This window comes from Microbacterium esteraromaticum, from assembly GCF_028747645.1.
GTDB classification, from domain to species: Bacteria; Actinomycetota; Actinomycetes; order Actinomycetales; family Microbacteriaceae; genus Microbacterium; species Microbacterium esteraromaticum_C.
In genome coordinates this window covers 1,879,462-1,893,549 of the sequence record NZ_CP118100.1, presented here as the reverse complement: position 1 = coordinate 1,893,549, position 14,088 = coordinate 1,879,462, and the positions used below count along the sequence as shown (strand labels likewise).

Sequence of the window (14,088 nt, the reverse complement as noted above, 5' to 3'; positions counted from 1 at the left end):
GTACTGCCGCTGCTCGTCCACGAGATCCACGTCTCGTGGACGAGCAGCGGTGTGGCAGACGGCATGAGAAACGCGGACGCACCGTCGCCATGGAAGGCGTACCGTGAATCGATCGGCGACAGGTCACCGCTGTTCGCCGAGATCGCTTCGGTGTGGGGCGTAGCGGACGCACTGTATCCCGGCAGCTACGTCGACCTCTCACCATCCTCAGCGATCCGGTCGGTCACGTATGTCGACACAGACAAACGTGCCGCCGGCTACTTCCGCGATGCGGATCGCGTCCAGGCTGACCTCGCCGAGGCGGCCTCGGGCATGGGGAACGTGGTCGAGTTCATCGGCTCTGATTACACGAAACCGCTGTCGCTGGCGGACGGCCGATTCGATCTGCTCATCTCGCTCTACGCCGGACCCGTCTGGGACAGCTGTCGTCGGTACGTGAAGCCGGACGGTCTGCTGCTGGCCAACACCAGTCATGGCGACGCCAGTATCGCCGCGCTCGATCCCGACCTGCAGTTGATTGCGGCGGTGCACCATCGTGCTGGTCGCTACCGTCTCGATACCCAGGACCTGCACACTTACCTTGTGCCGAAGGTCGGCGATGCCGCGAACGTCGAACGGATCCGCGACAGCGGACGCGGAATCGCGTACACGCGGTCCGCTTACGCGTACGTCTTCCGGAGGCTGTCGCCGCGGGGCTCGGTTCGGCCGTAGGCGTTCCTCGAAGCGGCTCTGCGGGTTCAGGACACTACCGACTCGCTGACGCCATGCACAGCCGCGTCTCATGCGCGGGTTGTGCACAGCTTCCGGCCGGCCGGCGATCAGTACCCGCCGTGCGCGCATAGCGTGACGGAGTGCGTTCCGCTGATGACTCCGACTCCGAAGCGGCGGCGCGGCCGCGCCTGCGGATGGGCGTCGGCGTCGCCGTCACGGTGGGTCTCGTCGTGCTCTCGGCGGCGGTGGGCTGGGGCATCCTGCGCGGGCAGGCGGCGCCGATCGACAGCATCCCCGTCGATGATGCCGGGGTCGTGGCATCCGATGGCTCGGACGTGCTCGGGGGAGCGGAACTGTACGTGCATGTTCTCGGCGAGGTCGTCAACCCCGGCCTGTACATTCTGGAAGCTGATGCGCGTCTGGTCGACGCGCTCGCGGCGGCGGGTGGCACGCGTGAGAACGCCGACCTGCAGGCGGTGAATCTCGCGCGCCCGCTCAGTGATGGTGAACAGGTCGTCGTTCCCGAGATCGGTGCGGACCCGCCGGCCGGGGCCGGATCCGGAGGGATCGGCACAGACGGGCTTATCGACCTGAACACCGCCGATCAGGCGGCGCTGGAGACGCTGCCGCGGATCGGCCCGGCCCTGGCCCAGCGCATCATCGACTGGCGCGAAGAGAACGGACGGTTCCGCTCGGTCGACGACCTGCAGGCGGTGCCTGGCATCGGTGAGAAGCTGTTGGCCGGTGTGCGCGACAAGGTGCGCGTGTGAACGACCTGCGCAGTTCGGTGCTCGCGCTCGTGCTGTGGGGTGTGGCGCTCGCGCTGGTGTATATGCCCGGATCGGCATGGGCGACCGCAGGCGCGGCAGCAGGCCTTGCGGCGCTTGCTGCGATGGCCCTGCGGCGCCGCAGCGGAGCGGGCCTCATCGTTCTTGCCCTGTTGTGCGGGGCCGCCGTGGCCACGACGGTCGCGGGCGCCCAGCCGCAACGGGAGATGCTCGCCGAGCACGACGGGCACGTGGTCGAGGCGCTCGTCGAGGTGACCTCATCGACCACCATCGGAAGCGATGGGCGGCTGTGGTTCGACGCGCAGACCGTAGAGATCGGTCCGCCACAGCAGGCGGAGAAGACTTCTGCGCCGGTGCGCGTGGGCGTCGAACCGATCGACGGTGCCGATCTGGGTGCGCTGGTGCGGGTCACCGGGCAGGCCAAGGCGACGGATGCCGGAGAGCGCGCCGCGCTGGTGATCTTCGGCACGCGCGCAGAGATCGCCCGGCCCGCGACGGGCATCTTCGCGATCGCGGCAACGACGCGCGCCGACTTCATCGTCCGCGCCACCCGGTTGCCCGAACCCGGTGCAGGGCTTCTCCCGGGACTCGCCGTTGGCGACACCCGTGCGGTCTCGAACGAGCTGAACGCGGCGATGCTGGCATCCGGACTCAGCCACTTGACCGCGGTCAGCGGGGCGAACTGTGCCATCGTCGTCGCCGCGGTGTTCTGGGCAGTGTCGTTGCTCGGGGGAAGCCGGGCGCTGAGAGTGGGGCTCGCTCTGCTCGCTCTCGGGGCGTTCGTCGTGCTCGTGACACCTGAGCCCAGCGTGATCCGCGCCTCGGTGATGGCCGCGCTGGCGATGCTGACCATCTTGCTCGGGCGACCGAGCGCGGGCCTGGCGATGCTGTCGCTGGCCGTGTGCGGACTGTTGGTCGCCGACCCCTGGCTGGCGGCCACGCCCGGCTTCGCGCTGTCGGCGGCGGCGACCGGGGCGCTGCTGGTGCTTTCTCGTCCGCTGATGCGCGGCCTCGGCCAATGGATGCCCCAACCGCTGGCGCTGGCGCTGTCGGTACCGCTGGCGGCGCAGGTGGTCTGCGGGCCGATCGTCGCGTTGTTCTCCGACCAGCAGTCGATCGTCGGCGTCGCCGCGAATCTCCTCGCGGCGCCGGCCGCGCCCGTCGCCACCGTGATCGGACTGCTTGCCTGTCTGGCCGCTCCGGCACCCCTGCTGGCCGACCTGTTCGCGGCGGCCGCGTGGCTGCCGGCGGCGTGGATCCAGACCACCGCGACGGTCAGCGCCAGCCTTCCCGGTGCGACTGTCGGGGTCGTCGCCGGTCCGCTCTCAGCGGCGGTCGTCGCGGTGCTCAGCATCGCAGCGACCCTCGTGCTCGTGCGACCGCGCTCGGTGCTGCTCAGGCGCAGCGCCGCCGTGGTCGTCATCGTCGCGCTCGCGATCGCCGGAGGGAGGGCGTTGCTGGCGGGGCCGCTCGCGGCGATGCGCACACCCCAGGCATGGTCGATCGCGATGTGCGATGTGGGCCAGGGCGATGCGGTGCTCATCCGCTCGCAGGGACGCACTGCGCTGGTCGACACCGGACCCGATCCGAGCGCGCTGCAGGAATGCCTCGCCGCGACGGGCACGACGCGCATCGACCTGCTCGTGATCACCCATTTCGATCTCGATCACGTCGGCGCCGCCGGGGCACTCGAGGGCCGCGTCGGCACGGTTCTGCACGGCCCACCCGCAGAGGCGCAGGATGAGCAGACGCTGCAGCGGCTGGCATCCGCTGGCGCGACGCTGGTTCCCGCCGCCGCGGGGATGCACGGCCGCCTTGGCGACGCCGAGTGGCGCGTGCTGTGGCCGGAACGCGCCTCGGCGGCGTACCCGCCGGGCAACGACGCCAGCGCGGTGATCGAGATCGGTGGCGGGGGAGTACCGCGGATGCTGATGCTCGGCGATCTGTCCGCGGCACCGCAGCGTGCGCTGTTGGCCCATGGGATCGGACGCTATCCGGTGGTGAAGGTCTCGCACCACGGCAGTGGCGATCAGGAACCTGCGCTGTACGCCGCTGTTGGTGCGCGGGTGGCGTTGATCGGTGTCGGCGAGGACAACGACTACGGGCACCCCCGGGACGACACCCTGCGCATTCTTCAGGCGACCGGCAACCGCGTGCTGCGCACTGATCAGCACGGCCTGGTGCTGCTCGGGCAGGATGACGGGCGCATCGTGATCTGGGCAGAGAACCACGGCCGGGAGTAGGGCTCCACGCCGTGGGGTGTCGGCACCCGCCGGTAGGATGGATGTCATGCCTGCCGCCCGTTCTTCCGCCCGAGGCTCCGGGGCGCGCGCCGGCGCGGCCAAGGGGACGAAGATCCCCCAGGTGCCGTGGCGCGAGCCGCGTCCGGCATCCATCGTGTTGGTCTCCGGGCCTGAAGAAGTGCTCGCCGAGCGGGCCATCGCCGGCGTGCGCGACTATCTGCGGACCGAAGACCCCGCCGTCGAAGTCAGCGATCTGCGGGCTGATGACTACGAAGCCGGCACCCTGTTCGCGCTCACCTCACCCTCGCTGTTCGGCGAGCCGCGCCTGGTGCGCGTGTCGGGGGTCGAGAAGTGCTCGGATGCCTTCCTGACTGAGGCGCTGAAGTACATCGAGCACCCCCAGGAGGGTGCGACCGTCGTGCTCCGTCACACCGGTGCGACGGTGCGCGGCAAGAAGCTGCTCGATGCCATCCGTGCGGGCACGGGCGACGGCATCGAGATCCCGTGCGCCGCGGTCAAGCGCGACAGCGACCGAGTGGACTTCGCCGCGGGCGAGTTCAAGGCCGCACGCAAACGCATTCAGCCGTCGGCACTGCGGGCCCTGGTCTCAGCGTTCGCCGACGACCTCACCGAACTCGCCGCTGCCTGCCAACAGCTCATCGGCGATGTTGAGGGTGACATCACTGACGACGTGATCACGAGGTACTACGGCGGCCGCGTTGAAGTCTCGGCCTTCGTCGTCGCCGACACGGCGATCGCCGGGCACCACGGCGAGGCGCTCATCGCGCTACGGCACGCCCTGGCCTCGGGCGCCGACCCCGTGCCGATGGTGGCCGCCTTCGCCATGAAACTGCGCACCATGGCACGTGTCGCGGGTAACCGGGAGCCGAGCCGGCAACTCGCGCAACGCCTGGGTATGAAGGACTGGCAGGTCGACCGTGCGCGCCGCGACCTCGCCGGCTGGAACGATCGCTCTCTCGGCATGGCGATTCAGGCGACGGCCCGCGCCGACGGCGAGGTCAAGGGCGCTGCGCGCGACCCGATCTTCGCTCTGGAGCGCATGGTCACCGTCGTGGCGACGCGACAGTCGTACGGCGCCTGATCCGATACGTGGCCCGCCGGTAGCATCCGACGTCCTCGGCGTGCGCCGATGCCACGGACGGAAACGCAGAAGGCCCGCCCCCCACCGGGGACGGGCCTTCGAAAGTCTCTGTGGACTCAGAGCGCGGCAACCTGCTTGGCGATCGACGACTTGCGGTTCTTCGCCTGGTTCTTGTGCACGACACCCTTGCTGACGGCCTTGTCGAGCTTGACGGACGCGACCTTCAGCGAAGCCTCAGCGGCCTCCTTGTCGCCGGCTGCGACAGCCTCGCGGGTCTTGCGGACGAGGGTCTTCAGCTCGCTCTTGACGGCGCGGTTGCGCTCCTGAGCCTTCAGGTTGGTCTTGTTGCGCTTGATCTGCGACTTGATGTTTGCCACGTGTGGACGCTTTCTGTCTGGATTGTATTCGGATGCTGCCGACGGGAGAGGGGCGTCGCACAGCGGTCGTGAGGGACAAACCCACACGCAAGCCAAGAGTCAATGCTACCAGCAACGGGCCTGCTCCGGTGCCAGCACGCAGACCACGGAGCGTCGCGATGACTCAGTTCGCCTCGCGGACGACCGCCAGCGCCAGTTGCAGCACCGCATTGAAGACCCGCGGGCGCATCGCCGTGACGAGGTGCGAGGTACGCGGCACGACGATCAGTTCGGCCTGCGGAGCAAGGCGGGTGAAAAGCGACTCGTGGGTGCGCAGCTGATCGAACTGCCCGTTGACCAGCCACAGGGGCACATCGATGCGGCCCAGCGCGCTGGTCAGATCCAGCGAGGCGAGACTCCTGAGCGCGACATCCTGCGCATCGAGCGCGTAGCCGCCCGCGGCAAAGTCGGGGCGCGTCTCGGGCGGGATCGTCGCGTTGAGCACCTGTTCGGCCAACCAGATGCCGCGATCAGGCAAGCGGTCCAGCGCCCCTGCGAGTGTGCGATAGGTCTGCAGGGCGGCACCGCGGGGGAGTGCAGTGCACGAAGCCGCGATCAGACCGGCGACCGGCGGCCGAGACTCACTCCCGACGTATTCCAGGCTCAGCAGGCCGCCCATGGAATGCCCGACGAGCAGCACGGGTCCGCGCGTGGCGGCCTCGCGCACGGCGTCATCGATCGTCGCGAGCGCGCTGTCGAGTGCGAAGGGCTCGGCCATGCGGGTGCCGTGCCCGGGCAAATCGACAGCATGAGCCGGAACATCGTGCTCGGTCAGCCACGTCAGTTGCGACCGCCACATCGTCGCCGACGTGCGGATGCCGTGTACCAGGACGACCTGGACGGGCTGATGGGGAGAAGCGCTCACCCCACCAGCATAGGAACCAGTCACCGCCAACAGAGAAGCGGGGCCGGTGGATGAACCACCGACCCCGCCTCGGGAAGAGCGAAGTGCTTACTTCTCCCAGCCCATGTTCTCGACCGGCTGAACGCCGAACAGGTCAAGACCCGTGTAGGGCTCGGGGGTCAGGTTGGCCAGACCCTCCTTGACCGCCGAGATCGACGGACCGTTGTACAGCGGGATGATGCCCCAGTCCTGGAAGATCTCGACCTCGAGGTCCATCGCGGCCGCGGTCTGCTCGACCGGGTCGGTGATCGACTCGACCTCGTTCTTGATGCGCTCGTCCATCTCGGGCGTCTGCACGCCCGAGAGGTTCAGGCCCATGTCCTGGCAGTACAGCTGGCAGAACCACGCAGCACCGAACGGGTCGGACGAGGTGAAGCGCAGACCGGCGACGTCCCAGTTCTTCGAGGTGTAGTCCTCGGCGAACTTGTTCGAGGGGCGCACGTCGACCTGAAGGTCGATGCCGACAGCCTTCTGCATGGTCTGCAGCGACTGCGCGAGCGCCTTCTGGGTCGGGTCGTCGCTGAAGATCGGGTACACGACAGACAGCTTCTCGCCGTCCTTCTCGCGGATACCGTCTTCGCCCTCGGTCCAACCGGCCTCATCCAGCAGGCCCTTGGCCTTCTCGACGTTGAACTCGTAGCCGGCCTTCTCCAGCGAGTTGTGGTAGCCGGGCTGGAACGAGAACAGCGTGAGCGAGCCGGCCGGGTCCTCGGTGTAGTCGAGGCCGTTCCAGGCGATCGTCTTCTGCTGCTCGATGTCGATGGCGAGGAAGAATGCCTCACGCACCTTGACGTCCTCGAACTGCGGCTTGTCGGCGTCAACCTCGAGCAGCGTGTTCGCGGTCTGCTGCGCACGGTGGATCGTGATGCCGTCCATGTCGGCGACCTGTGCCAGACGGTCCTTGGTGCCGACGCCGACCATGTCGACCTCGCCGTTCTTGAAGGCGTTGATCGAGGCCTGGGCGTCCATGCCGGTGAACGTGACCTTGTCGAGCAGCGGCTTCTCGCCCCACCACATCTCGTTCGGCTTGAACGAGATGTAGTCCTTGTTCGCGTCGAACTCGTCGACCGTGTACGGACCGGCGCCCCACTCGGCGTGCGGCTCGTCGATCATGCCGTTGTTGAAGTTCTCGGGGTCGGCCATGTCGGGGTGGATGACGCCCGTGAGGAACGGCATCTGCGGCCAGGCGAACTCGCCCTTGAAGGTGACGATGGCGGTCTTGGGGGTGTCACCCTGCTCGACCGTCTCGATCTCCTTGTAGCCGTCGGTGGCGTTGGGCACGAAGCCCTCATCCGTCGAACGGCTGGCCTTCCAGGTGGCGTCGATGGCGGTCCAGTCCATCGGCGTGCCGTCGTTCCAGGTGGCCTCTTCGGTGAAGGTGAAGGTGATCTGGGTCTTGCCGTCGACCGTGTCGATCTTCCACTCGTCGAGGTAGGCGTCGTGCTTGTACGGCGTGCCGTCCGGCTCCTGCAGCAGGATCTGCGGCTTGTACCAGGCGGAGACGCGCGCGGTGTCGGCGCTGCCGTCTCCGTGGAACGAGTTCAGCTGCTCGGGGATCTCGTTGATCGGGAAGTTGACCGTGCCGCCTTCCTGAAGGTTCTCGCGGGGCTGGGGGTTGTAGTCCGCGGCCGACGTCTCTGCCGACTGCCCTCCGTTGTCGCCATTGTCACCGGTGTTGCCGGAGTCAGTGGCGCAGCCCGTCAGGACGAGTGCGAAAGCGCCGGTGAGTGCCAGCGCTCCCATCAGCTTCTGCTGCTTCATGGTGCTCCTTTCGCCTTGCGGCGTGTCATAAGGGGAGAATAGTTCGCGATCTCGGGGTTCACGTTCGGTGAGAGTGAATCCCGCCTAACTGTTATCGGACGGTGATGCGTCGTTGCACGACGGTGATCCCCGCGTTACCCGATGGTGATCCTCAGACGGTCGCGGGCTTGGTCGTCATCGTCTCCGGATCGAACACCACGCGCTGACGAGTGCGCTCGATGTCGGGGTCCGGCACAGGGATGGCTGACAGCAGCGCCTGGGTGTACGGGTGCTTCGGGTTGTCGAAGACCTCGTCCACGTCGCCGTGCTCGACGAACTCGCCGAGGTACATCACCGCCACACGGTCGGCGATATGACGGATCACCGACAGGTCGTGCGCGACGAACAGGTACGACAGCCCCAGCTTGACCTTCAGCTCGTCGAGCAGGTTGATCACGCCGGCCTGGATCGACACGTCCAGGGCCGAGACGGGTTCATCGAGCACGATGATCTTTGGGTTGGTCGACAGCGCCCGAGCGATACCGATGCGCTGGCGCTGACCACCCGAGAAGGCACCGGGGAAGCGATCGCGATGCGCGGGGTTCAGACCCACGAGGTCCATCAGCTCCTGCACGCGCGCGAGCACCTGGTCCTTCGGCATGCCGATGGCGCGCATCGGCTCGGCGATGACATCAGTGACGGTCATGCGCGGATCGAGAGCGCCCATCGGATCCTGGAACACGATCTGGATATCGCGGCGCAACGCACGCTCGAGCTTGCGGTCGTGCAGACCGTTGATGCTCGTTCCCGCGATGACGATGTCGCCCTCGGGCTGCTTGACGAAGTCCATGATCTGCAGCAGCGTCGTGGTCTTGCCCGACCCCGACTCGCCGACGATCGCCATGGTCTCGCCCTCGCGCACGTCGAAGCTGATGCCCTTGACCGCGTGCACCTCGCCGACCTTGCGCTTGAGGAAGGCGCCCTTGGTCAGCGGGAAGGTCTTGACCATGTTGCGCACTTCGAGCGTCACCGGGCGCTGCTCACGCGGCGTGTGCAGCAGGTCGCTGTCCGGAGTCTTCTGCACCGGGTAGACGGGCAGGCCGCCGATCAGTCCGTCGTCGTCGATCTCTTCGGCACGGATGCACGCGGCCAGGTGCGGGTCACCGCTACCGGTGGTGACGGGCGCCAGGTCGGGCTCACGCGTGGTGCACGCCGCGACGGCGATCGGGCAACGCGACGCGAACGGGCACGCATCGGGCAGATCGATCAGCAGCGGCGGGTTGCCCTTGATCGGGGTCAGTGGCTCCTTCTCGACCTTGTCGACGCGCGGGATCGCCCCGAGCAGACCGATCGAGTAGGGCATCCGGGTGCGGTGGAACAGCTCGTGCGCGGGTGCGTGCTCGACCGGACGGCCGGCGTACATCACCATCACGTCGTCGGCGGTGCGCGCGACCACGCCCATGTCGTGCGTGATCATGATCACGGCAGCGCCCGACTCGCCCTGCGCCTTCTCGATGAGGTCGAGGATCTGCGCCTGGATGGTGACGTCCAGCGCGGTCGTCGGCTCGTCGCAGATGATCAGGCGCGGGTTGTTGGCCATCGCGATGGCGATGACGACGCGCTGGCGCATGCCGCCGGAGAACTCGTGCGGGAACGACTTCATGCGCTTGACCGGCTCGGTGATGCCCACCAGCGAGAGCAGCTCGAGCGAACGGTCCCACGCCTCCTGCTTCGACATGCCGCGGTGCACGGTGAGCGCCTCGATCAGCTGATCACCGATCGTGAACACCGGCGTCAGCGAGGTCAGCGGGTCCTGGAAGACCATGGCCATGCCGTTGCCGCGGATCACCGACATCTGCTTGTCGGTCTTGCCGAGCAGCTCCTGGCCCTCGAACTGGATCGAGCCGGTGACCTTCGCGTTCTCATCGAGCAGACCCATGATGGCCAGCGATGTGACCGACTTGCCGGATCCGGATTCGCCGACGATGCCGAGGGTCTTTCCTGCTTCGAGGTCGAACGAGACACCGCGCACGGCGTCGACACGGCCGGCCTCGGAGGCGAAGCTGACCTTCAGGTCGCGGACGGAGAGGACGGTGTCCTTCGTGGTGCTCATGCGCGGCCTCCTGCCGAAGAAGTGGGATCAAGGGCGTCGCGCAGGCCGTCGGCTACGAGCGCCATCGAAACGGTCAGCAGCGTGAGCGCGGCGGCGGGGAAGTAGAACAGCCACGGCGCGCTGGTCACGCTCGCCGCGCCCTCGCCGATCAGCGATCCGAGCGAGACGTCAGGGATCTTCACGCCCATGCCGATGAACGACAGTCCGGTCTCAGTCATCACGGCCGCCACAACACCGAGCGTGAAGTTGATCACCAGGAGCGAGCCGATGTTCGGCAGCAGGTGACGCATGACGATGCGCATACCTCGCACGCCCATGTAGCGGGCGGCGTGCACGTACTCGCGCTCGCGCAGCGAGAGTGCCATGGTCCAGATGACGCGGGCGGGGAAGAACCAGCCGACGAAGATCAGCGCCATCGAGATGATGCGCCAGTCGCCGCCGGAGTCGTTCGAGACGAGGGCGAGGATCAGGAAGGTCGGGATCACCATGAAGAAGTGGATGATCACCAGCGTGACCCGCTCGATACGACCGCCGAAGTAGGCGGCCGCGGTGCCGACGATCGCCGAGATCGCAGTGATGCCGACCGAGACGATCACCGCGATCATGAGCGAACGCTGCAGACCGACGAACGTCTGGGTGAACGTGTCGTTGCCCGACGCGTTCGTGCCGAACCAGTGCTCGGCCGAGGGGCCGGTCGACAGGTTCAGGAAGTCCATGTCGGTGACGGTGTACCGCGACACGAGCGGAACGATGATCGAGCACAGCGCCAGAAGCACGAAGATGATGACGCCGGCGACAGCGGGCTTGTTGCGCATGAAGCGACGGGTGTACAGCGTCCATTTGGACAGCTGCTTGGCGGGAATGCGCTCTGCCGTCGTGTCGGGGCCGACGGGGGGCTGCACAGACGGGTCGATGGTGTCGGCGCTCATATCAGCTCACCCTCACTCGCGGGTCGAGAACCACGACCGTGATGTCGGCGAGGATGGCGCCGATGGCGGTCAGCAGGGCGCCGAAGGCTGCGACTGCGACAACGCCGTGCACGTCGTTGGTGTTGATGGTGGTCAAGAAGTAACGGCCCATGCCCTGCCACGCGAAGATCTGCTCCGTCAGCACAGCGCCGGTGAAGATCGCGGGGATCGAGAAGGCGACCTGCGTGGCGACCGGAATGAGCGAGGTGCGCAGCGCGTGCTTGCGGATCGCCTGCTGCTTGGTCAGGCCCTTCGCCCGCGCCGTGCGCACGTAGTCGGCCTTGATGTTGTCGAGCAGCAACGACCGCTGCAAGAAGTGCGTACCCGCGTAGCTGATGACCACCAGCGCGATCGTCGGCAGGATCAGGTGCTGCAACGTGTCGATCAACACGGGGAAGAACCCGGTGACGCCGGGGCTCGACGAACCCGTGACGTAGAACACGCGGGTGCCGGTCCAGTTGTTGAAGTTGATCGCGAGGATCACGATCGCCAGGCCCGCCACGATGATGTTGATGTTCATCGTCACGATCGACACGGCCTGCCACACGCGGTCACCCAGCTTGTACTGGCGCGATGCGGTGTAAACACCGATCCAGATACCGAGCAACGTCGCGATGATCGTCGCCCCGAGCACCAGCTCGGCGCTGATCCACATGCGGTACGCGACCTCTTCGTTGACCGAGCCGCCCGTGGGGCTCACACCCCAGTCCCAGCGGAAGAGGATTCCCGAGAACCAGGTCCACCACCGTTCGATCAGCGGTGTGGACTCGCTGAGATTGCGAGGCCCGAGCAGACCTTCCATCTGCTCTTCGGTCAGGGGAGGCCTTCGGCCTACGTAGTTGCTGCGCGGATCCAGGAACGACCACGCCAGGAAGTAGGTGACGTTGGTCGCGACCACGATCATCAGCAGCCAGCCGAGTGCCCGGCGCACGAGATACTTGATCAAGGTGTTGATTCTTTCTCTTCTACAGCCGTGCCCGGGATCTCCGACGCGCCGCTGAGTCGGGAACACATTCAAGCATCATCCCGCGCTCAGCGCACATCGAGATCACCGACGGCCGTGACGGAGTTCGTCTGCCCGAAACGGGGGGATTTTCGCCCGGGCAACTTCGCGAGACTATCATCGGTCGCGCCGCCGGGCCGACGACTGGGGGAACCGGGCCCCGGAACGTAGACTGATCTGAACCTGCTCTGAAGCATCAAGGACCACATGTCACCCCGCGCTCTCACTCCCTTGTCACCCGCCGCGACCCCGGCCACGCAGATCCGCAACTTCTGCATCATCGCCCACATCGACCACGGCAAGTCGACGCTCGCCGACCGCATGCTCCAGGTCACCGGATCGGTAGCCGATCGTGACATGCGTGCGCAGTACCTCGACCGCATGGACATCGAGCGCGAGCGCGGCATCACGATCAAGAGCCAGGCAGTGCGGATGCCGTGGTCGACCTCCCCATCCGACGGGGAAGGCCTTGAGACCTTCGCGCTGAACATGATCGACACTCCCGGTCACGTCGACTTCACCTATGAGGTGTCGCGTTCGCTTGCCGCATGCGAGGGCGCGATCCTGCTCGTCGATGCCGCACAGGGCATTGAGGCGCAGACGCTCGCGAACCTCTATCTCGCTCTTGAGAACGACCTGCACATCATTCCCGTGCTCAACAAGATCGACTTGCCCGCGGCCGACCCGGACAAGTTCGCCAAAGAGCTCGCCGACCTGATCGGTGGTCGCCCGGAGGACGTGCTGCGCGTCTCGGGCAAGACGGGCGTCGGCGTGGAAGAGCTGCTCGATCGCATCGTGCGCGATATCCCGGCCCCGGTCGGTGACCCGGATGCTCCGGCGCGCGCAATGATCTTCGACTCGGTGTACGACTCCTATCGCGGAGTGGTCACCTACGTGCGCATGGTCGACGGACAGCTCTCGCCGCGCGAGCGCGTGCAGATGATGTCGACCAAGGCGACGCACGAGCTGCTCGAGATCGGTGTGTCCAGCCCAGAGCCGATCCCGTCCAAGGGTTTGGGCGTCGGCGAGGTGGGATACCTCATCACGGGCGTGAAGGACGTTCGCCAGTCGAAGGTCGGTGACACCGTCACGACCGTCCGGGGCCCGGCATCCGACCCTCTCCCCGGCTACACCGACCCGAAGCCGATGGTGTTCTCGGGCATCTATCCCATCGACGGCAGCGACTACGCCGAGCTGCGCGAGGCGCTCGACAAGCTCAAGCTGTCCGACGCGTCGCTGCAGTACGAACCCGAGACCTCGGTGGCGCTCGGGTTCGGCTTCCGCTGTGGCTTCTTGGGACTGCTGCACCTCGAGATCATCACCGAGCGGCTCTCGCGCGAGTTCGGTCTCGACCTGATCACCACCGCACCGAGCGTGATCTACGAGGTCACCACCGACACCGGTGAGACCGTGACGGTCACCAACCCGAGCGAGTACCCCGACGGGCGCGTCGCCTCGGTCTCGGAGCCGATGGTCAAGACCGCGATCCTGCTGCCCAAGGACTACGTCGGCACGGTGATGGAACTGTGCCAGTCGCGCCGTGGCGCCCTGCTGGGTATGGAGTACTTCTCTGAGGAGCGCGTCGAACTGCGCTATCGGATGCCGCTCGGTGAGATCGTGTTCGACTTCTTCGATCAGCTCAAGTCGAAGACACAGGGCTACGCGTCGCTCGACTACGAACCGGACGGCCGTCAGGAGGCCGACCTGGTCAAGGTCGACATTCTGCTGCAGGGCGACAAGGTCGATGCCTTCAGCTCGATCGTGCACCGCGACAAGGCTTACAGCTACGGCACACTGATGGCGGAGCGGCTGCGCAAGCTCATTCCCCGACAGCAGTTCGAAGTGCCCATCCAGGCGGCGATCGGTGCGCGCATCATCGCCAGGGAGACCATCCGTGCAATCCGCAAGGACGTGCTCGCCAAGTGCTACGGCGGTGACATCAGCCGAAAGCGCAAGCTGCTCGAGAAGCAGAAGGAGGGCAAGAAGCGCATGAAGATGGTGGGCCGTGTCGAGGTGCCCCAGGAGGCGTTCATCGCCGCGCTGTCGGGTGACGTCGAGGGCAAGGAAAAGAAGTAGGGGAGCGGGCGATCACCCAGGTTC

11 protein-coding genes are annotated in these 14,088 nt (G+C 66.7%); 5 read left to right on the top strand and 6 right to left on the bottom strand.

Features of this window, described 5'->3' with window-relative positions; all coding sequences use genetic code 11:
* Positions 1–63 precede the first annotated feature (63 nt).
* The 4 genes from PTQ19_RS08905 to holA all read left to right on the top strand — a co-directional run bounded on the left by PTQ19_RS08905 (position 64) and on the right by holA (position 4,844).
* The gene (locus tag PTQ19_RS08905; protein WP_274367069.1) at positions 64–711 is read left to right on the top strand and encodes a hypothetical protein; all 648 of its coding nucleotides are present in this window, start codon (positions 64–66) and stop codon (positions 709–711) included.
* 140 nt (positions 712–851) lie between these two features.
* Positions 852–1,481 carry a ComEA family DNA-binding protein gene (locus PTQ19_RS08900; protein ID WP_274367068.1) on the top strand — a complete coding sequence of 210 codons (630 nt, stop codon included), beginning with the start codon at positions 852–854 and terminating at the stop codon, positions 1,479–1,481.
* Positions 1,478–3,742, top strand: coding sequence for a ComEC/Rec2 family competence protein (locus PTQ19_RS08895; RefSeq protein WP_274367067.1), 2,265 nt, complete (start codon positions 1,478–1,480; stop codon positions 3,740–3,742). The genes PTQ19_RS08900 and PTQ19_RS08895 overlap by 4 nt, the downstream gene beginning before the upstream one ends.
* Positions 3,743–3,788: 46 nt before the next feature.
* Positions 3,789–4,844, top strand: coding sequence for a DNA polymerase III subunit delta (gene holA / locus PTQ19_RS08890; RefSeq protein ID WP_274367066.1), 1,056 nt, complete (start codon positions 3,789–3,791; stop codon positions 4,842–4,844).
* 116 nt (positions 4,845–4,960) lie between these two features.
* Here the strand turns inward: holA and rpsT are convergent, their stop codons facing one another.
* From rpsT to PTQ19_RS08860, 6 genes are all read right to left on the bottom strand, one after another.
* Positions 4,961–5,221 carry a 30S ribosomal protein S20 gene (rpsT, locus tag PTQ19_RS08885; protein WP_179410616.1) on the bottom strand — a complete coding sequence of 87 codons (261 nt, stop codon included), beginning with the start codon at positions 5,219–5,221 and terminating at the stop codon, positions 4,961–4,963.
* A gap of 163 nt (positions 5,222–5,384) precedes the next feature.
* On the bottom strand, positions 5,385–6,125 hold the full coding sequence (locus PTQ19_RS08880; RefSeq protein WP_224817958.1) for an alpha/beta fold hydrolase: 741 nt from the start codon (positions 6,123–6,125) through the stop codon (positions 5,385–5,387).
* A gap of 87 nt (positions 6,126–6,212) precedes the next feature.
* On the bottom strand, positions 6,213–7,925 hold the full coding sequence (locus PTQ19_RS08875; RefSeq protein ID WP_274367065.1) for an ABC transporter family substrate-binding protein: 1,713 nt from the start codon (positions 7,923–7,925) through the stop codon (positions 6,213–6,215).
* A gap of 151 nt (positions 7,926–8,076) precedes the next feature.
* Positions 8,077–10,017 carry an ABC transporter ATP-binding protein gene (locus PTQ19_RS08870; protein WP_274367064.1) on the bottom strand — a complete coding sequence of 647 codons (1,941 nt, stop codon included), beginning with the start codon at positions 10,015–10,017 and terminating at the stop codon, positions 8,077–8,079.
* Positions 10,014–10,946 carry an ABC transporter permease gene (locus PTQ19_RS08865; RefSeq protein WP_274367063.1) on the bottom strand — a complete coding sequence of 311 codons (933 nt, stop codon included), beginning with the start codon at positions 10,944–10,946 and terminating at the stop codon, positions 10,014–10,016. The genes PTQ19_RS08870 and PTQ19_RS08865 overlap by 4 nt, the downstream gene beginning before the upstream one ends.
* A gap of 1 nt (position 10,947) precedes the next feature.
* Complete coding sequence (locus PTQ19_RS08860; protein WP_274367062.1) at positions 10,948–11,931, bottom strand: ABC transporter permease; 984 nt, start codon at positions 11,929–11,931, stop codon at positions 10,948–10,950.
* 264 nt (positions 11,932–12,195) lie between these two features.
* Here PTQ19_RS08860 and lepA point away from each other — a divergent pair, with 264 nt between their 5' ends.
* Positions 12,196–14,064 (top strand): translation elongation factor 4, encoded by a 1,869-nt coding sequence (gene lepA, locus PTQ19_RS08855; protein WP_179410621.1) that lies wholly within the window; start codon positions 12,196–12,198, stop codon positions 14,062–14,064.
* Positions 14,065–14,088 lie beyond the last annotated feature (24 nt).